This is a genomic window from Streptomyces sp. NPDC031274 (assembly GCF_055570235.1).
In genome coordinates this window covers 26,801-51,216 of record NZ_JBVIHP010000010.1, presented here as the reverse complement: position 1 = coordinate 51,216, position 24,416 = coordinate 26,801, and the positions used below count along the sequence as shown (strand labels likewise).

Sequence of the window (24,416 nt, the reverse complement as noted above, 5' to 3'; positions counted from 1 at the left end):
TGACCGAGCGGGACACGTCCGAGGTGACCGAGCGGATCACGTCCGAGGTGACCGAGCGGATCTTCCGCGCGGAGTACGGGCGCGCGGTGTCCGTCCTGGTCCGCGTCTTCGGCGACATCGACATCGCCGAGGAGGCGGTCCAGGAAGCGTTCACCACGGCGGTGCAGCGGTGGCCGTCCACCGGACTGCCGCCGAGCCCGGCGGGCTGGATCATCACCACCGCCCGCAACCGCGCGATCGACCGCCTCCGCAGGGAGTCGTCCCGCGAGGACCGGCACGCGCAGGCCGCGCTGCTGCACGCCCACGAGACACCGGCCGGGGAGGGACCCGTGCGTGACGACCGACTGCGTCTGATCTTCACCTGCTGCCATCCGGCGCTCGCCCCCGCGGCGCGGGTCGCCCTCACACTGCGGCTCCTCGGCGGCCTGACCACCACGGAGATCGCGCGTGCCTTCCTGGTGCCGGAAGCGACCATGGCCCAGCGGATCGTGCGGGCCAAGGGAAAGATCCGCGACGCGCACATCCCGTACCGGATCCCCCACGAAGCCGATCTGCCGGAGCGGCTCCGCGCGGTGCTCGCCGTCATCTATCTCGTCTTCAACGAGGGGCACACGGCCAGTGCGGGGGACGCGCTCGTCCGCGATGATCTCTGCGCCGAAGCGATCCGCCTGGGACGGCTCCTGACCGAGCTGATGCCCGACGAGCCGGAGGCCCTGGGTCTGCTCGCGCTCATGCTGCTCTCCGAGTCGCGGCGGGCGGCCAGGACCACCGCGGACGACGAGCTCGTCCTCCTCGCCGACCAGGACCGAGGCAGGTGGGACCAGGCGCTGATCACCGAGGGACAGGCGCTCGTCCGTCGCTGCCTGCGCCGCGACCGTCCTGGGCCGTACCAGATCCAGGCCGCGATCAACGCCGTGCACAGCGACGCGCCGACCGCGGCGGACACCGACTGGGGCCAGATCCTCCAGCTGTACGACCAGCTCCTGGCCGTGGCCCCGAGCCCGGTCGCGGCCCTCAACCGCGCCGTCGCGGTGGCCGAAGTCAAGGGCCCCGCCCAGGCGTTGCCCCTGGTCGACGAGCTCGCTCTCGACAGCTACCACCTCTTCCACGCCATCCGCGCCGACCTGCTCCGCCGCCTGGGCCGCACCGAAGAAGCGGCCCGCGCCTACGACGCCGCACTCGCCCGCACCGAGAACGCCGCCGAGCGAGCCTTCCTGCTCGGCCGCCGCCAGGACGTGCCCGGCGCGTGAACCGACAGTCACGTGACCGCGGGACGGGGCGTCTCCTGCCTCACCATGGGCCGCCCAGCTTCTCCAGGACGCGGCCGCGCAGCAACTCGTACTCCTCGCGGAGGCGGTTGATCTGCGCGGGGCGTGGGACGACGATTCCCGCACTGACGATCTCCTCCGGGCGGAACTGCTCGCGGGTGAGGTCGACTTCCAGGCCCATGCCGAGACGGTTCCACCAGTGATGGTCGGTCCACTCGCCGCCGACACGCACCTCGCCCCGTATCAACTCGCCGCCAAGGAGGTCCTGGAGGAGCAGCGCGGTGACGCCGCACTGGCCGCGGGCCGGGTTGTCGGGGGGCCAGGGGCGGGAGGAGTCCGACGGGTAGGTGTCAGGGCCCCAGCTGCCGCGCACGGCTTCTTCGAGGTCGGTGAGGTGGATCGGGTTCATGGCCTGGATACTCGCAGCCACCACTGACAGTCCTGCCCCTGCCGCACCTCTCGCCCCGCCCGGCCGCACCGGTCCGCCCAAGGAGTCATCCATGCCCACGGTCCTCGCCCAGGAGATCGGCACCGCCCGCCTCGTCCTCGTACCTCTTGAGGTCGAGCACGCGGACGAGATGGCCGTCGTGCTCTCCGATCCGGGGCTGCATGCCTTCATCGGAGGCGCTCCCGACGATCCGCAGGCCCTGCGTGCCCGCTACCGGCGGATGACCGCGGGGGCCCCGGACCCGGAGGTCTCCTGGTGCAACTGGGTGCTGCGGCTGCGCGACGAGGGCTGCCTGGCCGGGACCGTCCAGGCGACGGTCGTACCCGGCGCCGACGGCAGCGGCGACCTCGTCGCCGAGATCGCCTGGGTGGTGGGGACTCCCTGGCAGGGGCGGGGCATCGCGGTGGAGGCGGCCCGCGGACTCGTCGGCTGGCTGACGGGGCAGCCGGACGTGCGCGGCATCATCGCGCACGTCCACCCGGACCACCGGGCATCGGCCGCCGTCGCCACCGCCGCGGGGCTCTCCCCGACGGACGAGTGGCAGGACGGCGAGGTCACGTGGCAGCGGGTGCTTGAGCGTTGAGCGACGTGGAGTGACAACGCCTCAGCGTCGGCCGCGGAAGGTGCGGCGCAGGTCGTCCACCCAGCCGTCGGGGATCTCCCACGGGATGAAGTGGCCGCCGCTCTCGTGCGCGGTGAGGTTGACGTGGTGGTACCAGTCGGCGCGGTCGCCGGCGAGCCAGCTCTCGACGCGCTGCTCGGTGGTGGTGACACCGGGCGGGTTCTCGTGGCCGACGAAGGTGATGCCGGTCGGCGCCTCGATGACCGGCCTGCGGTCGTGCGAGGGCGTCCAGGGGTAGCGGTTGTTGTTGGCGTAGTAACGCACCGACGTTCCGATGGCGTTGTTCACCCAGAAGATCATGGCGTGGGTGAGGAGATCGTCCTTGGAGAAGACGCTCTCCACGTCGCCGTGGTTGTCGCTCCACTTGTCCCAGCGTTCGAGGATCCAGGCGAGCAGACCGACCGGCGAGTCGCTGAGCCCGTAGGAGAGGGTGCTCGGTCCGAGCACGTGCACAGCCAGGTGGGCGGCGAACCGCCGTTCCAGGGAGAGGAATTGGCGGTGCCCGGACTCGGAAAGACCTTCGGGGATCGGCTGTCCGCCGCTGAGGTCCCAGCCCCGGTCGCCGTTGAAGAGGGTGAGCTTCAGGCCGGAGCCGATGTGGATGCCGTGCAGTTCGTCGGCGTACTTGTGGCCGAGCTGACCGGTGACGAGGGCGCCGACGTCACATCCGGCGGCGGCGTACTTCTCGTGGCCGAGCGTGTCGGTCATCAGGGTGTGCCAGAGGTCGGCGACCTTCCAGAAGTTCATGTCGGGGTGGTCGGGCAGCGGCGTGGAGAAGCCGAAGCCCGGCAGGGAAGGGACGATGACGTCGAACGCGTCGGCCGGGTCACCGCCGAACGCGGCGGGGTCGGCGAGCCGGTCGACGACCTTGGACCAGTGCCAGAAGGTCCAGGGCCAGCCGTGCGTGAGGACGAGCGGGGTGGGGGCGGGGCCGACGCCGGGCCTGCGCATGAAGTGCACCGGCACGCCGTCGACCGTGACCCGGTAGTGCTCGTAGGAGTTGATCGCCGCTTCGGCCTTGCGCCAGTCGTAGTGGTGCAGCCAGTGGTCGGCCAACTCCTGGAGGTAGCCGCGGCGGACGCCGTAGTACCCGTCGTCGTTGCCGACGTCGTCGGGCCACCTCGTCAGCCGCAGTCGCTCCCTGAGGTCGTCGAGCACCGCGTCGGGGACGTGGATCGGCTCGGGCGTCAGCGGGAAGCGCTCTGCGGCTGCCATGAAGGTCCTTCCGAAGACGAGGACGGGTCTCAGGGCTGGGCAGTACTGCTCAGCCCTGCTCAGTACGGGCGGTCTCCCGCGATCGCGACGCGCTCGGCCACGCGGCGGTGCGGGGCGTAGTCGTCGACCGCGTAGTGCTGGGTGGAGCGGTTGTCCCAGAAGGCGACGTCACCGGCCTGCCAGTGGAACCGCACCTGGTACTCCGGGACCTGTGCCTGCCGGACCAGGTAGCTCAGAAGGCGGTCGCTCTCCGCACGCTCCATGCCCACGATGTGCGTCGTGAAGGAGGTGTTCACGAAGAGCATCTTCCGCCCGGTCTCCGGATGCCTGCGCACCACGGGGTGCGTGACCGGCGGGAACTGCTCCTGGAGCTGGATCAGCTTCTCGGGGCCGTAGAAGCGGATGAAGCCGGGGATGAAGTCGTGCACCGCCTGGGCCCCGTCGATGCGGGCCTTCACCTCGTCGGGGAGGTTGTCGTACGCGGCTGCCATGTCCGCCCACATCGTGTCGCCACCGACCGGCGGCACCTCGCGCAGCTGCAGGACGGCACCGAGCGCGGGGTTCTCGCGGAAGGTGACGTCGGCGTGCCAGACGTTCTCGTACGTGGGGATGCCGCTGCCGCCCTTGTCGAACCGCACGACGTCGTCGGCCGAGCCCCGTGCGAGCAGCGGATTGGTCTCCAGGTCGCCCCAGTTGAGGGCGAAGGCGCGCTGCTGCTCGGAGGTGATGTCGGCGCCGCGGAAGAAGAGGACCTTCCACTCCAAGAGGGCGCGATTGAGCTCCTCGCGCAGCGCGGGTGTCAGCGGCTCAGCGAGGTCGACGCCGCGGATCTCGGCGCCGATGAGGCGCCCCTGGGGGACGACGTCGATCAGTTCGTAGGGACGCTCTTCCCAGCCTTCGGGTACGCGGCGCAGGGTGCGGCGGCCTTCGTACATGCCGTCGGCGGGGACGCGGGCGTCGCGGAGAGTGGGGGCGACGGCGGGGGAAGCCGCGGTCGCGGGAGAAACCACAGTCATGGTGATCCTTCAGTTGTGAGTGAACGGGTGGCGTCACGGAGGCGGAACTCCGGACAGTCGGGAACGGATTCCCGGGCAGCTAGCGACCCGATCGCTCGCACCCACGACGCCAGGGGACCCCGAAGGTCCTCACGGCGGCGGTCAGGTGCTGGATCATGCACACCATTGTGTATGGCTATGCCTTGCGGAGCAAACCCCCGTACTCGTAGATCCCCTTGTTCTGCTCGGTGGCTCCCAGGTAGGGGGCCAGGTCCTCGTGGACCGGGGCGAGCGGGGGCTGGTCGGCGTCGGGGCGCCAGTCGACCAGGTTCACCAGGCCCGGCTCGACCGGCTCCAGACCGTTCAGGAGGGTGTCGAGTTCGGCCGGGGTGCGGGTCTGCCAGGGAACGCCGCCGCCGGAGATGTGCGCGGTCATCGCGGCACCGCGGGCCGGGTCGTCGGCGACGACCTGCGAGAGGCCGAGGTAGCTGCCGGGGGCGGCACGGTCGATGATCGTGCGCAGCACGCGGCGGGGGCCGTCGGCGTCGGTGAGGTGGTGCACCACCGAGAGGAAGAGCACCGCGACCGGCTCGTCGAAGTCGATGAGGCGGGTCATGTCGGGGTGCTCCAGGATCGCGTCCTGGTCGCGCATGTCGCCGTTGATGACAGTGGTGGTGGAGTCGTCGGCGAGCAGCGCCCTGCCGTGCGCGAGGACGATCGGGTCGATGTCCACGTAGACGACGCGGGTGTCCGGTGCGAAGCGCCTCGCGACCTGGTGGACGTTGTCGTCGGTCGGCAGACCGCAGCCCATGTCGATGAACTGGCGGATCCCCGCCTCGGTCAGATGACGCACGACGCGGAACAGGAACTCGCGGTTCTGCCGGGCGATGTCGACGCACTCGGGGAAGTCGGGCAGCGTCCGCAACAGGAATTCGCGGTCGACCGCGTAGTTGTCCTTGCCTCCGAGCATCCAGCCGTAGGCACGTGCCGACGTCGGCACGTCGAAGGGGATGGACGTTCTTATCGACAGGTCGTCTGCGGCCACAGTGCGTTCTCCACCTCTCCCAGAGGGATATGGGTTTCTCACAGGGACATGGGTTGCTGCTCCGTCACAGCGACACTATCCCGGGGCCCACGGCCGGGTGAACCCGGTACCGATCACCAACGGGCTTGCCCACAGGGGCGGTTGAGGACACGGCCAGGGGCGGGCGGCATGACATCGGACACCCGACCGCCCGCGAGGCGGCCGGATGGCGCATGATCGGACGTGCGCGAGTCACGTACCGCCCGATACGCACCACCAGACACCCGATACGCACCACCAGAGAGGACCTCCCCATGGAAGACCGCTTCGACGTCGTCGTGCTCGGAGCAGGACCCGGCGGCTATGTGGCCGCCATCCGCGCCGCCCAGTTGGGCAAGCGGGTAGCGGTCGTCGAGGAGAAGTACTGGGGAGGTGTCTGCCTCAACGTCGGCTGTATCCCGACCAAGGCGCTGCTGCGCAACGCGGAACTGGCACATCTGTTCACGCACGAGCAGAAGACGTACGGCATCAAGGTCGACGGCAATGTGTCCTTCGACTACGGCGAGGCGTTCAACCGCAGCCGCACGGTCGCGGACGGCCGCGTCAAGGGCGTCCACTTCCTGATGAAGAAGAACAAGATCACGGAGTTCGACGGCCGGGGCACGTTCCTCGACGCGAACACGCTCCAGGTCGCCAAGTCGGACGGCACCACGGACACGATCACGTTCGAGAACTGCGTCATCGCCACGGGCGCCACGCCGAAGCTGCTGCCCGGCACGCGGCGCTCCGAGCGGGTCGTGACGTACGAGGAGCAGATCCTCGCCGACAGCGTGCCGCAGTCCATCGTGATCGCGGGCGCGGGCGCCATCGGCATCGAGTTCGCCTACGTCCTGCACAACTACGGCGTGAAGGTCACGATCGTCGAGTTCCTGGACCGCATCGCGCCCCTTGAGGACGCGGACGTCTCGACGGAGCTCGCCAAGCAGTACCGCAAGCTCGGCATCGACGTGCGGACCTCGACCCGCGTCGAGTCGATCGACGAGTCGGGCCCGCAGGTCAAGGTCACCGTGACCGGCAAGGACGGCAAGCAGGAGGTCCTGGAGGCGGACAAGGTCCTGCAGGCCATCGGCTTCGCCCCGAACGTCACCGGCTTCGGCCTGGAGGCGACGGGTGTGGCGCTGACCGAGCGCGGCGCCATCGACATCGACGGGCGGGGGCGGACGAACGTGCCGCACATCTACGCCATCGGTGACGTCACCGCGAAGCTGATGCTCGCGCACACCGCCGAGTCCATGGGCGTCGTGGCCGCGGAGACCCTCTCCGGCGCCGAGACGATGGAACTCGACTACCCGATGATCCCGCGCGCCACCTACTCCCAGCCGCAGATCGCCAGCTTCGGCTGGACGGAGGCACAGGCGAAGGAGAAGGGCTTCGACGTCAAGGTCGCCAAGTTCCCGTTCATGGCGAACGGCAAGGCGCACGGCCTCGGCGACACCGTCGGCTTCGTCAAGATCATCAGTGACGCCCAGTACGGCGAGATCATCGGCGCCCACCTGATCGGCCCCGACGTCACCGAACTGCTTCCCGAGCTGACCCTGGCCCAGCAGTGGGACCTGACGGTGCACGAGGTCGCGCGCAACGTCCACGCGCACCCGACGCTCGGCGAGGCGGTCAAGGAAGCGGTGCACGGCCTGGCCGGGCACATGATCAACTTCTGACGGCACACGGGCGCCCCCAAGCGTCCGCGGGCGCGCCCCGCCGCTGCGCCGAACGGCTCAAGTGGCGGGGTCGCCCGGTCCGGAAGATCCTTGGTCGGAACGCATCTGTTACGCCTCGGGGGCGAGGGAGAGGCAGCAGCCGATGTTCTCTGGCCTGGGCCGATTCGTGGTCCGTCGCCCGTGGTGGATCATTCTGGCGTGGGTGGTGGCGGCCGGTGCCGTGATCTCCCTTGCGCCGAAACTCACCTCGAGCAGCGACGAGGCGAGCTTCCTTCCTGACCACTACGAGTCCATCCGCGCGGCGGACATACAGGAAGCGGAGTTCCCCGAACAGCAGAACGTCGGCGCGATCATCGTCTTCCAGCGTTCCGACGGCGGGAAGCTGACGGCGGCCGACTCCGCGGACGTCACCCGCATCTCCAAGGACCTGCGGGCCAAGAAGATCCCCGAGGTGCAGGCGGTCGTGCCCGGCGCGGTCTCGCCCAACAAACTCGTGCGGACGTCGGTCGTCGCGATGCCGAAGCTCACCAACCCCGAGGACACCGCACAGCAGGACGCGGTCAAGGACCTGCGGTCCGATCTCAAGCCCGAGCTGAAGGGCACGGACCTGTCCGCGGGGATCACCGGATCCGCCGCGCAGGCGCTCGACGAGAGCGACGCGTCGGAGCGGGCCGGACTGCTCGTCGGGGTCGGCACGATCGTGATCATCATCGTGCTGCTCCTGGTGATCTTCCGGAGCCCGATCATCGCGCTGCTCCCCGTGGTCCTGATCGGCCTCATCTCGCCGATGGCGACCGGTCTGATCGCCTCCGCGAACAAGGCCTTCGACATGAAGGCCGACTCCTCCATCGAGCAGCTGCTCACCGTCGTCCTGTTCGGCGTCGGCACGGACTACATCCTGTTCCTGCTCTTCCGCTACCGAGAGGCCCTGCGGGCGGGCGAGGATCCCAAGGGCGGCATGGTGCACGCCGTCGAACGGGTCGGCGAGGCGATCACCTCGGCGGCGGGCGCCGTCATCGTCGCGTTCGCCGCCCTCACGCTCTCCTCGCTCGGCATGCTGCGGTCGATGGGGCCCGCCCTGGCCATCGCGGTCTTCGTGACGCTGCTCGCCGGGCTCACGCTGGTCCCCGCCGTCGTCTCGCTGCTCGGCACGAAGGTGTTCTGGCCGTCGAAGTCGTGGCAGCGGGAGCCGCAGGGCACCGGATTCGCGCGCCTTGGCGCGTCCATCGCACGCAAGCCCGCTGTCTGGGCCCTGGTGTCGGCGGTGTTCATGGGCGCTCTCACCCTTGGCGCCCTCGGCTACCGGGCCAACTTCGACCTGGCGGGCTCCTCGCTGCCCAAGGACAAGGAGTCGATGGTCGCCCTGGAGAACCTCCAGAAGGGCTTCCCGGCGGGCTCCACCGACCCGACCTCCGTCTACCTCACCTCGACCGACGACGGCCCGCTCCCCACAGCGCGGACAGCCGCCTTCCGGGGGCAGCTTGACGACGTCCGGGGCGTGGGCGAGGTCTCCGCTCCCCGCATGAACCCGGACGGCACGACGGCGTCGTTCGACGTGATCCTCACGGACCCGCCCGCCTCCGACAAGGCCCTTGCGACCGTCAAGGACCGGCTGCGCCCGACCGCCCACGAGGACGCTCCGGCAGGCACCGAGGCGCTCGTCGGCGGGACGACGGCGGTGTACGTCGACATCAACAAGGCGGTGGACCGCGACTACTCGGTGGTCTTCCCGGTGGCCGCCCTCGCCATCATGGTCATCCTCGGCCTGCTCCTGCGGAGCCTGGTGGCGCCCTGGTACCTGATGGTGTCCGTCGCCCTCGGCTTCGGCGCGACCCTGGGCGCGACCTCGCTGCTCTTCCAGCAGATCGGCAGCCAGCCCGGGCTGATGTTCATGCTGCCGGTGATCATGTATCTGTTCGTGGTCGCCCTCGGCACGGACTACAACATCCTGATGGTGTCGCGGCTGCGCGAGGAGGCACGCGAGGGCCGCACCCCGCACGACGCGGCGGGCACGGCGGTGCGCCATTCCGGCCCGACGATCGGCTCGGCGGGCGTGATCCTGGCGGGTACGTTCGCGACGCTGATGCTCGCGGGCAACTCGACGCTCTCCCAGATGGGCTTCTCCCTCTCCTTCGGCATCCTCATCGCCGCCTTCGTCATGGCGATGATCTTCACACCCGCGCTGACGGCCCTGATCGGGCACGCGGCGTGGTGGCCGGGGCACGGGGACGAGAAGGGCGAGGGGAACGAGAAGCCGGGGGCCTAGCCCTCCTCGCCATAGGCCGCGGAGAGCGCCTGGGCGTCAGCGTACGAAGGCAGGTCCTCCGGCACGGCGCCGCCCCGGGCGATCGAGCGTGCCGTCCCGACGGCGGCGTGCAGAGCGGCGCGGAAGAGCAGCGAGCCACTGCTCACCCGGCGCACGCCGAGTTCCGCGAGGCGCCGGTAGGTCAGGGCGCCGGGCGCGTGGAGGATGTTGAGCGGGATGTCGAGCACCCCTGCGACAAGGCCACCGATCACTTCCTCGTCCTGCAGGCCCGGGACGAACAGGCCGTCAGCACCTGCCAGTTGGTAGGCCGATGCCCGGCGCTCGGTCTCCCCCGCTCCCCCGGCGCGCAGCCAGTACGTGTCCGTGCGCGCGTTGACGAACAGGGCGGGGACGGTCTCCTTGATGGTGCGGATCAGCTCGCACTGCTGTGCCGTGCCGGTCAGCGTCCCGTCCGGGCGCCCGTCCTCGATGTTGACGCCCACGACGCCTGCCCGGGCCAGTTCCACCGCGAGCGCCGCGACCTCATCGGGCCGCTCGCTGAAGCCGCCCTCGATGTCCACGGTGACCAGTGCGGGCAGCCGGGCCAGGCCGTGGGCCAGGCGCAGGGTCTCCTCCCGTGTGCCGCCCGTGGCGTCCGCCTTGCCGGCGGCGGCCGCCACACCGAGGCTGGTGGTGCCGATCGCGGGGAAGCCTCCGTGGGCGAGCGCGGCGGCGGAGGCGTGGTCCCACGCGTTGGGCAGCAGCAGGGGCTCACCGGCGCGGTGCAGGGCGCGGAACTGATCGGCTCGATGTGCGTAGGTCATGCCCGGACCGTAGCCGCGCGTCGATTCGGCGACCACCGAAACGTCCTGGTGGGCGAGGGGCCGCGACGGCTACCGGAGACGTCCTTCCGGATGTCCTCGGAAATCTCGCGGCGTAATGTCGAGAACAGGTGGTCGGCTCCGACGTCCCCTGTGAGAGTTGCCCACCAAGGGTGACCACCGCACAGTCGAGGAGTGACGTCATGAAGTACCTGGTGATGGTGCAGGGCACGCAGGCGGACTACGAGGCGCAGAGCGGCAAGGCGAACGCGACGAGCCCGTCCTGGAGCGAGAAGGATCTGCAGGCGATGTTCGGCTTCATGGGCGCCCTGAACGACGACCTGGCCGAGTCCGGCGAGATGCTCGACGCGCAGGGTCTGGCCGAGCCCGCCCAGACCCGCCTGGTCGGCGTGGACAAGGACGGCCGCCCGGTGATCACGGACGGTCCCTACGGCGAGACGAAGGAAGTACTCGCCGGGTACTGGGTCCTGGATTGCGCGAGCCTGGACCGCGTGACCGAGATCGCCAACCGCATCCAGCAGTGTCCGGTCCCCGAGGGCGCACCTCTCTATCCGGTGGTGATCCGCCCCATCATGGGCGCCCCCGACGACGCGTCCTGAACGGCGAAGCCGTGGTCGAGGACCTGCTGCGCCTGCACGCGCCGCAGGTCCTCGGCGCGCTCCTGCGCCGGTACGGGCACTTCGGCGAGGCCGAGGACGCCGTACAGGAGGCGCTGCTCGCCGCGGCACGGCAATGGCCCAGGGAGGGCATTCCCGAGAACCCGCGCGGCTGGCTGATCAGGGTCGCTTCGCGACGGCTCATGGATCAGCTGCGCAGTGACGAGGCGCGGCGCAGACGTGAGGAGGAGGCGGCCCAGCTGTCGCCCCGGGACGCCTTCACGGCGCCCGCGCCGGGCGAGAGCCGCGCACCGTCCGACGACGACACCCTGACCCTGCTCTTCCTGTGCTGCCATCCCGCGCTCAGCCCCGCCGCGCAGGTCGCCCTCACGCTGCGCGCCGTCGGCGGTCTGACCACGGCCGAGATCGCCCGCGCCCATCTGGTGCCCGAGGCGACGATGGCGCAGCGGATCAGCAGGGCGAAGGCGAAGGTCAAGGGGGTGCCTTTTCGGCAGCCGTACCCGAAGGACCGCGATCAGCGGCTCGCGGTGGTGCTCCAGGTGCTCTACCTCATCTTCAACGAGGGCTATACGGCGACCTCCGGCAGTCACCTGCACCGCGCGGATCTGGCGCGCGAGGCGATCCGGCTCACCCGGTCCGTGCGCCCCTTGCTGCCCGACGAGGGCGCGGTGACCGGGCTGCTCGCCCTCATGCTCCTCACCGAGGCCCGCAGCGCGGCCCGCACCGGCCCCCACGGGGAGCTCATCCCGCTCGACGAACAGGACCGCTCGCGCTGGGACCGGCGCGCGATCGAGGAGGGCTCCGCCCTTGTCGAGAAGGCCCTCTCCCAAGGCCCCGCGGGCGCGTACCAGCTACAGGCGGCGATCGCCGCGCTGCACGACGAGGCGGCGCGCGCCGACGACACGGACTGGCCGCAGATCCTCGCCCTCTACGACATTCTCGTACGCCGTACTCCCGAGCCCATGGCCGAACTGAGCAGGGCCGTCGCCGTCGCCATGGTGCACGGGCCGCGTGCCGGGCTCGCCGAAGTCGCTTCGCTCGAGGACCGGTTGGCGGGCCATCACCGGCTCGATGCCGTACGCGCCCATCTCCTGGAGCGGGCGGGCGAGACCGAAGCGGCCCGGGAGGCTTACCAGTTGGCGGCCAAGCGTACGCTGAGCGTTCCCGAGACGCGCTACTTGCAGATGCGTGCGGCCCGCCTGCTGTCCACCTGAGTACGGAGAACGAGATGATCAGCGTCCCGGCGGGGCAGGTGATGCTGTCGGACCGGCGGACGCGGCGCAGCTGGACGGTCGAGGTCGCGGCCCACGAACTGGCGGCGTTCCCCGTCACCCAGGAGCAGTACGCGCGAGTCACCGGCGAGTGGCCGAGCACCGCGACCGGCGGCGGGCTGCCCGTCGAGAGCGTCTCCTGGCTGGACGCGGTCCGGTTCTGCAACGCCCTGTCCCTGCGGGAGGGACTGACGCCCGCCTACCGGCTCGGCACCGACGGAGAAGGCACCGAAGGCGCCGAGTGGGACACGTCCGCCGACGGTTACCGGCTGCCGACCGAGGCCGAGTGGGAGCACGCCTGCCGGGCCGGTACGACCGGTGCGCGGTACGGGCCGCTCGACGAGATCGCCTGGCACGGCGGCAATGGCTCCGGACGGATCCACGAGGTGGGCGGCAAGCAGCCCAACGCGTGGGGCCTGCACGACATGCTGGGCAACGTCTGGGAATGGTGCTGGGATCTCTACGACCCCGAGGTGTACGGCACCTATCGGGTGCTCCGTGGCGGTGGGTGGTTCGACGAGCACTGGAGCTGCCGGGCCTCGGTGCGGCGCCGCAGCCATCCGACGTTCCGGATCGACGATGTGGGGTTCCGCGTCGCGCGTTCTTCCGCGGCGTACGACCCGGGCCCGGAGTCGCGGTAAGTGCCCTTCTCGACACCGTCAGGGACGTAACGCAGCTCACAGCGACAGGGCCCCGACCTGGGAACACCGGCTATTGGTTCACCGTTGAACAGTACGTAGGTCCCGATCGCGATTCCCCCGTCCGGTCGGGGCCTACATCTCTTTCCGACCGTTCATGTCGATACCGTTCCGTTTCACGCCTTCGAGCGCGAATATGCCAACCGCACCGCACGGCGGACGATCGGACGGCATCATGCGTTCATGGACGGTGCCAAGCCTGTGCAGGTCTTGTTCACGCCCGAAGAGTACGAAGCGGTCCTGCGGAACGCGGACCAACTCGGGCTCCCGGTCGATGAGTTCATACGCCGGGCCGTGATCGTCGACGCGACGGAACACCCCTGCCCCACCACCAAGGCCAGTCGCGGCTCCGGCGCTCCGGCGGCCGTGCCGCCCGTCCGCCGGAGCCTGGGCCCCGGCGGCGCACCCGCGCTCCAGCGCTTCCTCGACACCCTGGCGACCTCGGTGGAACCCGACCCCGAGGAACGGGTTCCACCGCAGCCGACGGTCCGCAGCTGCTCGGAGCAGTGACGGCCGGGGCGGCGACGCTCAGGACAGCGTCACTCAGGACAGCGACGCTCAGGTCAGGACGATCTCCGGCTTGTACAGATCGAGCCAGAGCGCCAGGTCCAGCGTGCGTTCGAGCCCGCGCCGGGACGCCTGGGTGATCTGCGGTACGTCGCGTACCGCCGCCCGCGTCACCCGGTCCCGGTCGACGATGTCGAAGACCGGGTGGGCGGGCTTGGCCAGGAGATCCCTGACGTGCTCCTGGAGGGCGATGGCGTACTTGGGGTCCTGGGTGGAGGGATAGGGGCTCTTCACCCGGTCGTACACGGAGCGCGGCAGGACGTCCGCCGTCGCCTCCCTCAGGAGGGTCTTCTCCCTGCCGTCGAAGGACTTCAGGGACCAGGGGGCGTTGTAGACGTACTCGACCAGGCGGTGGTCGCAGAACGGCACCCGCACTTCGAGCCCGACGGCCATGCTCGCGCGGTCCTTGCGGTCGAGCAGGACGCGCACGAACCGGGTCAGGTGCAGATGGCAGATCTTGCGCATCCGGAACTCGAAGTCGCTCTCGCCGTCCAGGCGTCGGATCCCGGCGACCGCCGTGTCGTAGCTGTTCTTGATGTACGAGGGCAGGTCGAGGGCGTCGCTCAGGTCCGGGCGCAGCACGTCCGCGTCGTCGCCGAAGTGCTCGGCGAACCGCACGAGCCAGGGGAAGGTGTCGGCGCTGCGGGCATCCTCGTCGAAGAACTGCAGGTAGCCGCCGAAGACTTCGTCCGCCGACTCCCCCGACAGCGCGACCGTCGAGTGTTCGCGGATGGCCCGGAAGAGGAGGTAGAGGGAGGCGTCCATGTCGCCGAAGCCCATGGGCAGGTCGCGGGCGCGGATCATCTTGGCCCGTACCTCGGGGTCGGCGAGGGCGTGCGAGTCCAGGACGATGTCGCGGTGATCGGTACCCGAGGCCTTGGCCACGTCGTGCACATAGGGCGTGTCCGGGGTGGAGCGCAGCGCGTCGGCGACGAAGTTCTCGCTCTGGCCGACGAAGTCGACGGCGAAGCTGCGTACGGTCTCGCCCGCCTCGCCGAGTTGACGTGCGGCGATCGCGGTCATGGCCGATGAGTCCAGGCCGCCGGACAGGAGCGTGCAGCGCGGCACGTCCGAGACGAGCTGGCGGCGCACGATGTCGTCCAGAAGTTCGCGCACCTTGGCGACGGACTCCTCGCGGCCGTCGGGGTGGGGGCGGGTCTCCAGCTGCCAGTAGGTGTGGCGGCGCAGACCGCTGCGGTCGACGGTCACGACCGTGCCGGGTTCGACCTCGTTCATGCCGTCCCACACGGCGTGGCCCGGCGTCTTGACGAAGGTGAAGAGCTCCCGCAGACCGTCGGTGGTCACCCGGGCACGGGCCAGCGGGTTGGCGAGGATCGCCTTGGGCTCGGAGCCGAACAGGACGCCGTCCGGGGTCTCGTAGTAGTAGAAGGGCTTGATGCCCATCCGGTCGCGGATCATGACGAGCTTGTCGTGCCGGCCGTCCCACACCGCGAACGCGTACATGCCGTTGAGCCGTTCGGCGACCGCCTCGCCCCACTCCAGATAGCCGCGCAGGACGACTTCGGTGTCGGATTCGGTGGTGAACCGGTGGCCGCGACCGGACAGTTCGCGGCGCAGTTCGGTGAAGTTGTACGTCTCCCCCGAGTAGACGAGGGCGACGGTGCCGCGCGGCGTCCGCGCGGTCATGGGCTGGCGTCCGCCGGGCAGGTCGATGATGGCGAGCCTGCGGTGCCCGAGTCCGGCGGGTCCTTCGGTCCAGGTGCCGCGGTCGTCGGGGCCGCGGCAGGACATCGTCTCGGTCATCGCGTCCAAGGTGTCGGACACGGACCGCAGATCACGGTCGAAGGAGACCCAGCCAGTGATGCCGCACATGCGCTACCTCCTGGTTCACGCTGCCTGCGAGCCACTACCCGACGAAACTAGGTGTAGCTAGCAGCTATTTGGTCAGCGTGCGCCCGGCGACTGCATACGGTCAATGACCCGGTAACACGGAACAGCTCATTCCGGCCAACGGCAAAGACTTCCCCAAAGGTGCTCTCACCTGCGCTTTTCTTCAGCGGAGGAGGCGGCACGGCGAGCGTCACGGAGCAGCGCCGCCGCGTCGTCGCGGGCATGATCGATCGCGTCCGGAAAGACGCGCAGACCGTGTGCGACCAGGCCACCCTCATGCAGCAGCATGAGGGTCCTGCCGAGCTTCGCCGCCCCGCGGGGCGCGATGTCACGCACGAGGCCGGTGAACAGGGCGAGCATCCAGGCCTTCTGGCCGGTGATGACCTGATACGCGGGGTGCGCGGGGTCGCTGATCTCGGCGTGCGCGTTGACCATGCTGCACCCCTTGGCGCTGTTCGTGTCGGCCCAGTCGCGCGAGGCGTCGAAGACGGCCAGGATCCGGGCCCGCGGGGTGGTCGCGGCCTCCACGTACGGGGCGAGGAAGGCCTGCCAGCGCTCGTCTCGGGCCGCCAGGTACTCGACGACGATCTGCTCCTTGGAGCCGAACCGGTCGTACAGCGTCTTCTTGGTGACCCCGGCCTCCGCGGCGATGAGATCCACCCCGACGGCATGGATGCCGCGCTCGTAGAACAGCACGCTCGCGGCATCCAGTGCGCGCCGCGCGCCCGGCGTCATGACGATCCTCCGCGGCGCACTACCGGAGCCCGTGACGGCCTTCGCGATCTCACTCACCCTGTCGCTCATGACTCCATAGTAAACCGATCTGTATACTCGACGGCGAGTAGACAGATCGGTTTACTACGCGTCCGCTCCTGACGGTCCTGTCCCCCGTCGGGACCGCAGCCACCACCGCATCGGAGGAACGCCCATGAACGTCTTGCTGTCGACAGCGTTCGTACTGACCTGGAGCTCGGGTTTCATCGGGGCCAAGATGGGCGCCGGGAGCGCGTCCGCGGTGACGATCCTGATGTGGCGGTTCCTGCCGCTGGCCCTCGTGCTCGCGATCGTCGCCCTCACCGTGGCGCGGGCGTCGTGGCGCGGGCTCACGGCGCGCGACGTCCTGCGGCAGACGGCGGTCGGGGCGCTTTCACAGAGCGGCTATCTGCTCACCGTGTACTACGCGATCCAGCTCGGCGTCTCCAGCGGCACGACCGCCCTGATCGACGGCACCCAGCCACTGGTCGCGGGTGCTCTAGCAGGGCCGCTGCTCGGCCAGTACGTCTCGCGCACCCAGTGGGTGGGCCTCGGGCTCGGGGTGAGCGGGGTCGTCATCGTGACGGCGGCGGACGCCATGGGCGGCACCGACGCCCCCTGGTGGGCCTATCTGGTGCCGTTCCTCGGGATGTTCTCGCTGGTCGCGGCGACCTTCCTGGACCGCCGCTCCCCCACTCCGGTCGCCCCCGCGGTCTCGATGACGGTCCACTGCGTGACCAGCGCCGTCATCTTCACGGCACTCGCGGCGGGCGCGGGCGCCGCAGCGCCGCCGGCGGAGGCGTCGTTCTGGGTGGCGATCAGCTGGCTGGTGACGCTCTCCACCTTCGGCGGGTACGGGCTCTACTGGCTGATCCTGCGTCGCTCCGGGGTCACGCAGGTCAACACGCTCATGTTCCTGATGGCGCCGGTTACGGCCCTGTGGGGCGCCCTGATGTTCGGCGAGCCCTTCGGCGTACAGACGGCATTGGGGCTCGCGGTCGGACTCGCGGCGGTCGCCGTCGTGCACCGGGGGAAGGGCTCGGCGACCACAGTGGTGTGCTCGCCGCGGGAGGAGTCGCAGGACGAGCGGCGTCGGGCCACGCCGTCTCGGCCCGCATCGCCCCAGCTCACGTCGCCTCAGTCCCCATCGCCTCAGCCCACACTGCCTCAGTCCGCCAGCCGGAAGTCCGCGTAGTCGAAGCCCGGCGCGACGACGCAGCTCACCAGGACCGGCTCGTCCCCGGCCGGACGCGCCGCCTGCCACACTCCGCCGGGCACCAGGATCTGCGGGCGCTCACCATGCTCGACCCCCGGGCCAAGACGCATGGGCGCCGAACCCTCCTTCGGACGATCGCCGTCACCCCCCAGGCGCAGGTCCAGGGGGCCACCACGGTGCCACAGCCAGATCTCGTCGGAACGCACCACGTGCCAGCGGGACTCCTCTCCCGGACAGAGCAGGAAGTAGATGGCGGTGGCCGCCTTTCGCGCGCCGGGGTAACCCGTGGGCGTGAAGAAGTGGCCCGAGGCCCAGGTCTCCACGAACCAGCCGCCTTCCGGATGCGGCTCCATACCCAACTCACACGCCAAGGCGGGGCGTTCACTCGCGTCACTCACGCGCGCTCTCCGTTCCGAATGGTGATGGGGACGAATCCGACGCCGGGGACGACGCGGACTCAAGGCGTGAGAAAGACTTGCACAGTGGGCGCGTACCGCTCGGTTATCTCGGCGATCGGCGTGCCCCGCACATGTTGCCCGCGGGCTATCCCGTACATCACGCCAAGACCGAGCAGCGTGCTCACCGCCAGCTCCGCGCGCACGCCCGCGTCCGGTCCCGCGAGGCGCTCGCTGAGGCGATCCACCACCTGAGCACGGAAGTTGGCGCGCAGGATGTCGCCCTGTTCACGGTGGAGCGGGGCGAAGACGATCCGCAGGATGGGGTCGGCGCCGTGCTCGGCCTGGCCGGTGAGGAGGTGGTGGACCATGTGGTGGCCGAGTTCGGCGAGGGGCGCGTCGAGGAGTGCCTCGGCGTCGGTCTCGAAGGACATGACGCGGGCGAAGAGCGCGTCCTTGTTGCCGAAGTACTTCAGGATCAACGGCGCGCTCACGCCGGCCCGTTCGGCCACCGCTTTGAGCGTGATGTCGGCGTGTGCGTGCCGGGCGAGAAGGTGGCGGGCGGCGCGGACGATGACGGCCTTCGTCTCCTCGGCGTCGCGGCGGGCGGGTCCGGTGACACACGCAGCGGGCCGCGCCGCCGTAGCGGAGGCCGGGCTGGTCATGGCGTCAGAGGTGTTCAAGGTGTCAGCTTCTCCCTTCCAGGGCCGTCTCCTGCGTGGGTCCTGGCCGCCCGACGGTCCGCTCCGGGCCGTCCGGTGACGGGTCCGAGGGTATGGCGACAGCCGCGGCGCAGGCGACGAGTGCGACGCTTCCGCCCATGGCGAAGGCCAGTTGATAGCCGGGCAGGGTCGGCACATGCACCCCGTCGAGGACGGTGGTGTGCCGGACGAGCACGGCGGCGACCGCCGCGCTGCACACGCTCTGCCCGATGGTGCGCATCAGGACGTTCACGCCGTTCGCGGACGCGGTCTGCGCGAGGGGCACCGCCCGCAGGATCAGGGTGGGCAGGGCCGAGTACGCGAACGTCGTTCCCGTCGAGACCACGGCCGCCCCCAGCAGGATCACCCAGAGATCGCGGCTGTCGACGATGCGCACGACATAGCCGAGCGCCATGGCCGCAGCCCCGATCGCCAGCGTCACGCGGGCGCCGTACGCGGTGGAGACCCGGGCCGACACGGGCGAGAGCACCAGCATGATCAGGCCGTTGGGCAGCAGGCAGAGCCCGGTCGCCACGATCGACAGGCCGAGGCCGTAGCCGCTGGCGACGGGCGCCTGCACCAGCTGGGCGGTGACCAGCGAGTTGGCGTAGAAGGCGAACCCCGCCAGAAGCGCCGCCACGTGCGGCAGCGCCACGCGCCGCCCGGAGGCCAGGCGCAGATCCACCAGGGGCTGCTTCGAGCGGAGTTGCTGCCTCCACCACACGGCAAGGACGACGAAGGCACCGGCGAACAGGCCGAGCACGGGCGCGCTGCCCCACCCCCACTGCCCGCCCTGCGACACCGCGAGCAGGAGACAGACCAGACCGACGGCAAGACCCAGTGCACCGCCTATGTCGAAGCGTCCCGGCGAACGGACCGGCGACTCGCGTACGGTCCACCAGGCGAGGGCGAGACCCAGGGCGCCGAGAGCGCTCGTCGCCCAGAACATGGCGTGCCAGTCCGCGTACTGCACGATCAGCGCGGCGAGCGGCAGGCCGAGCGCCGCGCCGATCCCGACCGTCGAGCTCATCAACGCCACCGCCGAACCGGTGCGCTCCGGCGGGAGCTCGTCCCGCAGAATGCTGATCGACAGCGGTACGACGGCGGCCGCGGCGCCCTGCAACGCGCGGGCCGCGATCAGCAGGCGGATGTCGGAGGTGAGCGCGCAGAGTGTCGAGCCCACGGTCATCAGGCCGAGCGCGGCGAGCAGCACCCGCCGCTTGCCGTACATGTCGCCGGCCCGGCCGAGTACGGGTGTGAGGACGGCACCGGCCAGGAGGGTGGCGGTGACCAGCCAGGACACCGCAGCCGGTGAACTGCCCGTCAGACGCGGCAGGTCGGGCAGCAGCGGCACGACCACCGTCTGCATGACCGCCATGAGAATGCCGCCGAAGGCCAGAACCGGAACCGTCAGGCGGGCACCTATGCCTGTGCCTGCCGCAGAAGATATCGGAACGAGCTTCATGATCACTCCAGCGCGGGCACGCAGTGCAGAGAAGCGAATGGAAGGCGAAACGAAGTGAATGAGAATTCACCATAGCGGGTGAATGGGCTTTCACCACCGATGAGTTCGGAAACAAGTTCCAGCCATCCCAGGCTTGAACACCACAGCGAAGAGCAGCCAACCGCCTTGTGAGCGCTGGGCACCGCCACCGCGGACGGTATGGAGTCAGCCATAATGCCGCTCATGAAGAATCTGCGTATTGGACTGGTCGGCACCGGCCCTTGGGCCTCGTCCACGCACGCTCCGGCGCTCGCCGCTCACCCGGACGTGGAGTTCAGCGGCGTATGGGGACGGCGGTCCGACGCGGCGACCGCGCTGGCGTCGGGGCACGCGACCACGGCGTACGCGGACGTCGATGAACTGTTCGCCGCGAGCGACGCCGTGGCGTTCGCCGTGCCGCCGGACGTGCAGGCGCCGCTGGCCGCGCGGGCCGCCGCGGCGGGGTGTCATCTGCTCCTGGACAAGCCGGTGGCGACGACAGTGGCCGCGGCACGCGACCTCGCGGCGGCGGTCGAGGCGGCCCGGGTGGCGTCCGTCGTCTTCTTCACGCTGCGCTTCGCCGGGCCGACGTCGGCCTGGGTGGCGGAACAGGCGGCGACCGAGGGCTGGTTCACGGGGCGCGCCGACTGGTACGGCTCGTTCTACTCGGCGGACGGGACCAGCCCGTTCCCGTCGCCGTGGCGGGCGCAGCGGGGAGGTCTGTGGGATGTCGGTCCGCACGCCCTGTCCATCCTGGTGCCGGTGCTCGGCGATGTGACCGACGTGACGGCGGCGGCGGGCCCGGCGGACCTGGTCCATCTGGTCCTGCGGCACAGCGGCGGGGCTTCGAGCACCGCGACGCTCAGCCTGAGCACGCCCGCGAAGGCTTCGGGGGTGACGGTGGAACTGCGCGGCGAGGCCGGAACGGCGCTGATGCCGTCCGGGGGTGAGGCGCTCGGCGCGTTCCGCTCGGCGGTCGACGCGCTGGTCGAGTTCGCACGATCCGGTCGGCCGCACGGCTGCGACGTGCGGTTCGGACTGCGCGTGACGGAGATCCTGGCCCTGGCCGAGAAGCAGCTTCCTGCCGGATGAGGTGACCGGCTCCCCGCCGGATGAACGCGACTGCCGATCGTGTCGCTGAACCGCCCGGCACAACTGCGGGCGGCCGGTACCGTGGCCGCTACGTAATGGCGAGTGACGGCACCGGCCGCAGCCAGTGGACCCAAGAACCGATTCGGGAAGTCATGCGCCGTACGTCCCGAGTGTGCCGTTACCGACCACACACATCGGAATACGAACAAGCGATCCATACACTTCCCGCAACGGCCCAATGGGCCTAGGGGGTACCCAACGCCGGGGAATTTCAGCCAATTTCAGCTCCCCGGTCAAGATGCCCCACACTTGTGTCCGCGTGCCCGCCGACGATGGAGCTTGCAGGTCGGCGGTTCCGCTCCATCCATGATGCCGCATCGGCTGATCGTTTTTCTTCGGGCAATCTTTACTACCAAAGTTGCTGCGAATATTTAGACTGGTGGTGCTCAACTCGGCGTGTACAAGAGGGATTAGCCACCATGAACAAGACGGCGCTCCGCGCTCTGCTCCGCGAACGACGCGCCCTCATTGCCCCCGAATCCCACGGCTTCAGCCGCCCCACGGGCCAGGGGCGACGGGCCCGCGGTCTCTCCCAGCATCAGGTCGACCAGCTGTTGCACCGGGCCATTGGGACGTATCACCGCTTGGAGTCGGGGAGTTATCCCAATCCACCCGCACCGCTGTTGCGGGATGTCGCACGTCTGTTTGGGCTCAATGAGCAGGAGTGGGTTTCGCTCTGCCGGTACGCCCTGCTGCAGGAGCCACCCGGGCCACTTCACCAGTCGTCCGGGAAAGAAGTACCCGGAGTGTGGCAGGAGGCGGTCGACGGTGTCCGGCACATGGCCTACATCACTGATGCGTCATGGGACATGCTCGCCTACAACGAAGCCCTCACCACCATGTTCCCCGGCAGGAAAGTCCCCGGCAACATCATGCGGTGGATGGTCCTCGACCCCGTCGCCCGCCGGACACTGATGGACTGGCACACCGCCTGGGCTCCCATGGTGCTGCCGCAGCTGCGAGCGGCTCTCGCGTCCCGGCCCGAGGACGGCACTCTGCGGCAGATAGAGAAGGAAGTCCTCGCCGACCCCGAGACCGCCGCCCCCTATGACGCCGGCAACCCCTATCCCCACCCGGACGGTGACGAGCGTCCGCTGCTGCACGCCGAACGGGGCCCGGGCTGGGTCACCATGTGCGCCGCCCAACCCTTGACCGCGCCCGGAGCCCGGCTCATGATCCTTGTGTTCCACCCTGGTGCCCAGCGCGCCCACACGCGTGCGCCCATGCTGCGTGCCCACTGACGGGACGTCAGCGGCCTCCGTGGTTCGGAGGGGGGACGACTTCAGCACCTTGAAGTACGTTGTGGCCCACCCCCCACATCCGACACGACCGCCCGTGGGAGTCACCTCGTGCCCGTTCATGTCTCCAGACCCAAGACAGTTCTGGGTGACCACAAAGTCACTACCTCCGAGATAGCCGACGACATACTCGCCCATCATCCTGACCATCCCCGGCTCCGGGCGATCCTTCGTGTGGTCGGCAACTGCGGTGTCCTGACACGCCACTTCACCCGGCCGCTGGACTCCCCCACCGTCTCCGGCTCGGCCGACATGGGCGAACGTGCCCGCGTGGCCTTCGGCGACGCTCTCGCCATGGCCGAGCGTGCCGCCGTCGCAGCCCTCGACACGGCCGGAATCGCCGCCGGTGACATCGATGCCATCGTCACCACGCACACCACCAGTTGGGCGATCCCGAACCTCGACGTCAACCTCATCGAACGTCTCGGTCTGCGCCCTACAGTGCGCCGCATAGCGCTGACCACGGTGGCCTGCCCCGGGGGCGCCCACACGCTCGTCCGTGCCGCTGAACTGGTCGGCGCGCGCCCCGGGAGCAAGGTCCTCGTGGTGGCCGCGGAGGTCCTGTCCGCCATCTACCAGCACTCCGACACCAGCATCGAATCGATGATCTACAAGGCCCTGTTCGGGGACTCGGCCTCCGCAGCGGTCGTCACGGACACCCCACTCGGCCCGGGACTCACGATCGACGACACCTTCGAGTACGTCCTGGCGGACAGCCTCGATCGGCAGCGCGGCCGCATCGACGTGGAGGGCATCCACTTCGACTCCAGCAAGAAGGCCCTCAGCGCGGCCGCGGAAGTCCTGCCCCACTTCACAGACTGGTACGGCCCGGAAGAAACACCCGACTTCGCCGTCATCCACCCCGGCAGCCCCCGCATCATCTCCGACACCGCCACCGCACTCGGCCTCACCCCCCACCACACCCGCCACTCCACCGCCACCCTCGCCGACGAGGGCAACCTCGGCGGTGTCAGCGTCCTGAGGGTCCTCGAACGCACCCACGCCGCTCCCCCCGCCGACGGCGCCCGCGGCGTCATGGTCGCCTTCGGACCCGGCTTCGCCACCGCGGCGCTGCGCTGTCACTGGCAGGCGTGACCCTGACCGCTCCCGGGGCGGAGCCGGAGCTCCACCAGCGGTAATTCGGTTGCCGCACCCCACCCTCGCTGCTGAAGTACCCGCATGAATCATGCAGAGGTACTGGCGGCGTACGACCGGCAGATTCGGCGCGGCGCCCAGACGGACAGCCCCGGTGCGCGCGGCGAGCGGGCCGGGGCCGTGGTCCGGCAGGTCGGCGCGGAGCACGACTGGAACGGCGTCCACTGGGCGGACGTCGACGCGGCCACGGCGGATGCCGTCATCGCCGAGCAGGTGCGGCACTACACGTCTCTCGGGCGCGGGTTCGAGTGGAAGCTGTACTCCCACGACCGCCCCGCCGACCTCGCCGACCGGCTGCGGGCGGCCGGCTTCGTCCCCGAGCCGCCGGAGACCGTGATGGTGGCCGAGGTCGCCGACCTGTCCACGGAGCCCGAACTGCCCGAGGGAGTCCGCCTGCTCCCGGTGACGGACGCCGTCGGCGTGCGACTGATGGCGGACGCCCACGACGTGGCGTTCGGCGATGACGGCTCGGGAGTCGGCGAGCGCCTCGCCAAGCGGGTCCTGGCCCAGCTGACCGAGACCCCGGATGCCGTCGTCGCGGTGGTCGCGATGGCGGGTGACGTGCCGGTGAGCTCGGCGCGGATGGAGTTCTGCCCCGGCACCGACTTCGCCGGCCTCTGGGGCGGCGGCACCGCACCGCAGTGGCGGGGCAAGGGCATCTACCGCGCCCTGATCGCCCACCGCACCCGCATCGCCGCCGACCGCGGCTACCGCTACCTCCAGGTGGACGCCACCGACGACAGCCGCCCGATCCTGCGGCGCCTCGGGTTCGTGCCGCTGAGCGTGACAACGCCGTTCGTGTACGAGCCCCCGAGGCATCAGTAGCGGTGATCGCCCTTTGGGGTTCCGCGCACGCCAGGCGGCCGGTGACTTCACCCTCGC

23 protein-coding genes and 1 pseudogene are annotated in these 24,416 nt (G+C 70.0%); 14 read left to right on the top strand and 10 right to left on the bottom strand.

Features of this window, described 5'->3' with window-relative positions:
• The first annotated feature begins 35 nt into the window (after positions 1 to 35).
• Positions 36 to 1,250 (top strand): RNA polymerase sigma factor, encoded by a 1,215-nt coding sequence (locus tag ACZ5CR_RS17795; protein ID WP_468858795.1) that lies wholly within the window; start codon positions 36 to 38, stop codon positions 1,248 to 1,250.
• Positions 1,251 to 1,290: 40 nt separating this feature from the next.
• Here ACZ5CR_RS17795 and ACZ5CR_RS17790 read toward each other — a convergent pair whose 3' ends face one another.
• On the bottom strand, positions 1,291 to 1,677 hold the full coding sequence (locus tag ACZ5CR_RS17790; protein WP_468858335.1) for a YunG family protein: 387 nt from the start codon (positions 1,675 to 1,677) through the stop codon (positions 1,291 to 1,293).
• A 91-nt stretch (positions 1,678 to 1,768) separates the two neighbouring features.
• Here ACZ5CR_RS17790 and ACZ5CR_RS17785 point away from each other — a divergent pair, with 91 nt between their 5' ends.
• A complete protein-coding gene (locus ACZ5CR_RS17785) occupies positions 1,769 to 2,299 on the top strand; it encodes a GNAT family N-acetyltransferase (RefSeq protein WP_468858333.1) in 531 nt (176 codons plus the stop codon).
• A 21-nt stretch (positions 2,300 to 2,320) separates the two neighbouring features.
• On the opposite strand, the gene ACZ5CR_RS17780 is transcribed toward ACZ5CR_RS17785, so the two are convergent.
• The 3 genes from ACZ5CR_RS17780 to ACZ5CR_RS17770 form a co-directional block, all read right to left on the bottom strand.
• Positions 2,321 to 3,553, bottom strand: a complete 1,233-nt coding sequence (locus ACZ5CR_RS17780; RefSeq protein ID WP_468858331.1) for an epoxide hydrolase family protein — start codon at positions 3,551 to 3,553, stop codon at positions 2,321 to 2,323.
• A gap of 59 nt (positions 3,554 to 3,612) precedes the next feature.
• On the bottom strand, positions 3,613 to 4,488 hold the full coding sequence (locus ACZ5CR_RS17775; RefSeq protein ID WP_468858792.1) for a TauD/TfdA dioxygenase family protein: 876 nt from the start codon (positions 4,486 to 4,488) through the stop codon (positions 3,613 to 3,615).
• A 256-nt stretch (positions 4,489 to 4,744) separates the two neighbouring features.
• Positions 4,745 to 5,593, bottom strand: coding sequence for an SAM-dependent methyltransferase (locus ACZ5CR_RS17770; protein WP_468858329.1), 849 nt, complete (start codon positions 5,591 to 5,593; stop codon positions 4,745 to 4,747).
• A gap of 293 nt (positions 5,594 to 5,886) precedes the next feature.
• Here ACZ5CR_RS17770 and lpdA point away from each other — a divergent pair, with 293 nt between their 5' ends.
• The gene (lpdA, locus tag ACZ5CR_RS17765; RefSeq protein ID WP_468858327.1) at positions 5,887 to 7,290 is read left to right on the top strand and encodes a dihydrolipoyl dehydrogenase; all 1,404 of its coding nucleotides are present in this window, start codon (positions 5,887 to 5,889) and stop codon (positions 7,288 to 7,290) included.
• 142 nt (positions 7,291 to 7,432) lie between these two features.
• Positions 7,433 to 9,556 (top strand): MMPL family transporter, encoded by a 2,124-nt coding sequence (locus ACZ5CR_RS17760; protein WP_468858325.1) that lies wholly within the window; start codon positions 7,433 to 7,435, stop codon positions 9,554 to 9,556.
• Here ACZ5CR_RS17760 and ACZ5CR_RS17755 read toward each other — a convergent pair.
• The gene (locus tag ACZ5CR_RS17755; protein ID WP_468858323.1) at positions 9,553 to 10,359 is read right to left on the bottom strand and encodes an isocitrate lyase/PEP mutase family protein; all 807 of its coding nucleotides are present in this window, start codon (positions 10,357 to 10,359) and stop codon (positions 9,553 to 9,555) included. The two genes, ACZ5CR_RS17760 and ACZ5CR_RS17755, sit on opposite strands and share 4 nt — an antisense overlap.
• Positions 10,360 to 10,559: 200 nt before the next feature.
• Between ACZ5CR_RS17755 and ACZ5CR_RS17750 the strand changes: the two genes are divergently transcribed.
• The 4 genes from ACZ5CR_RS17750 (at position 10,560) to ACZ5CR_RS17735 (ending at position 13,473) form a co-directional block, all read left to right on the top strand.
• Entirely contained in the window at positions 10,560 to 10,976 is a 417-nt protein-coding gene (locus ACZ5CR_RS17750; protein WP_468858318.1) for a YciI family protein, read from the top strand.
• An 11-nt stretch (positions 10,977 to 10,987) separates the two neighbouring features.
• Positions 10,988 to 12,208, top strand: a complete 1,221-nt coding sequence (locus ACZ5CR_RS17745) for an RNA polymerase sigma factor (RefSeq protein WP_468858315.1) — start codon at positions 10,988 to 10,990, stop codon at positions 12,206 to 12,208.
• Positions 12,209 to 12,222: 14 nt separating this feature from the next.
• Positions 12,223 to 12,906: a formylglycine-generating enzyme family protein gene (locus ACZ5CR_RS17740; RefSeq protein WP_468858313.1), complete on the top strand. Its 684-nt coding sequence runs from the start codon at positions 12,223 to 12,225 to the stop codon at positions 12,904 to 12,906.
• Positions 12,907 to 13,146: 240 nt separating this feature from the next.
• The gene (locus tag ACZ5CR_RS17735; protein ID WP_468858311.1) at positions 13,147 to 13,473 is read left to right on the top strand and encodes a plasmid mobilization protein; all 327 of its coding nucleotides are present in this window, start codon (positions 13,147 to 13,149) and stop codon (positions 13,471 to 13,473) included.
• A 48-nt stretch (positions 13,474 to 13,521) separates the two neighbouring features.
• Here the strand turns inward: ACZ5CR_RS17735 and asnB are convergent, their stop codons facing one another.
• Positions 13,522 to 15,363: an asparagine synthase (glutamine-hydrolyzing) gene (asnB, locus tag ACZ5CR_RS17730; protein ID WP_468858309.1), complete on the bottom strand. Its 1,842-nt coding sequence runs from the start codon at positions 15,361 to 15,363 to the stop codon at positions 13,522 to 13,524.
• A 165-nt stretch (positions 15,364 to 15,528) separates the two neighbouring features.
• On the bottom strand, positions 15,529 to 16,116 hold the full coding sequence (locus ACZ5CR_RS17725) for a TetR/AcrR family transcriptional regulator (RefSeq protein WP_468858789.1): 588 nt from the start codon (positions 16,114 to 16,116) through the stop codon (positions 15,529 to 15,531).
• Between the two features lie 193 nt (positions 16,117 to 16,309).
• Between ACZ5CR_RS17725 and ACZ5CR_RS17720 the strand changes: the two genes are divergently transcribed.
• Entirely contained in the window at positions 16,310 to 17,329 is a 1,020-nt protein-coding gene (locus ACZ5CR_RS17720) for a DMT family transporter (protein WP_468858307.1), read from the top strand.
• Here the strand turns inward: ACZ5CR_RS17720 and ACZ5CR_RS17715 are convergent.
• Genes ACZ5CR_RS17715 through ACZ5CR_RS17705 form a run of 3 tightly spaced genes read right to left on the bottom strand, consistent with a single transcriptional unit; the run spans position 17,302 to position 19,911 of the window.
• The gene (locus tag ACZ5CR_RS17715; RefSeq protein ID WP_468858304.1) at positions 17,302 to 17,748 is read right to left on the bottom strand and encodes a cupin domain-containing protein; all 447 of its coding nucleotides are present in this window, start codon (positions 17,746 to 17,748) and stop codon (positions 17,302 to 17,304) included. The two genes, ACZ5CR_RS17720 and ACZ5CR_RS17715, sit on opposite strands and share 28 nt — an antisense overlap.
• Positions 17,749 to 17,807: 59 nt before the next feature.
• A complete protein-coding gene (locus tag ACZ5CR_RS17710) occupies positions 17,808 to 18,410 on the bottom strand; it encodes a TetR/AcrR family transcriptional regulator (protein ID WP_468858786.1) in 603 nt (200 codons plus the stop codon).
• A 22-nt stretch (positions 18,411 to 18,432) separates the two neighbouring features.
• Positions 18,433 to 19,911, bottom strand: coding sequence for an MFS transporter (locus tag ACZ5CR_RS17705; RefSeq protein WP_468858302.1), 1,479 nt, complete (start codon positions 19,909 to 19,911; stop codon positions 18,433 to 18,435).
• 222 nt (positions 19,912 to 20,133) lie between these two features.
• On the opposite strand from ACZ5CR_RS17705, the gene ACZ5CR_RS17700 reads away from it, so the two are divergent.
• The 5 genes and pseudogenes from ACZ5CR_RS17700 (at position 20,134) to ACZ5CR_RS17680 (ending at position 24,359) form a co-directional block, all read left to right on the top strand.
• Positions 20,134 to 21,021 carry a Gfo/Idh/MocA family protein gene (locus tag ACZ5CR_RS17700; protein ID WP_468858300.1) on the top strand — a complete coding sequence of 296 codons (888 nt, stop codon included), beginning with the start codon at positions 20,134 to 20,136 and terminating at the stop codon, positions 21,019 to 21,021.
• 332 nt (positions 21,022 to 21,353) lie between these two features.
• Positions 21,354 to 21,734: pseudogene (locus ACZ5CR_RS17695) on the top strand (helix-turn-helix domain-containing protein); the annotation flags it as partial.
• A gap of 126 nt (positions 21,735 to 21,860) precedes the next feature.
• Entirely contained in the window at positions 21,861 to 22,322 is a 462-nt protein-coding gene (locus ACZ5CR_RS17690; RefSeq protein ID WP_468858783.1) for an MmyB family transcriptional regulator, read from the top strand.
• Positions 22,323 to 22,553: 231 nt separating this feature from the next.
• Complete coding sequence (locus ACZ5CR_RS17685; protein WP_468858298.1) at positions 22,554 to 23,474, top strand: PhlD; 921 nt, start codon at positions 22,554 to 22,556, stop codon at positions 23,472 to 23,474.
• 84 nt (positions 23,475 to 23,558) lie between these two features.
• A complete protein-coding gene (locus ACZ5CR_RS17680) occupies positions 23,559 to 24,359 on the top strand; it encodes a GNAT family N-acetyltransferase (protein WP_468858296.1) in 801 nt (266 codons plus the stop codon).
• Positions 24,360 to 24,416 lie beyond the last annotated feature (57 nt).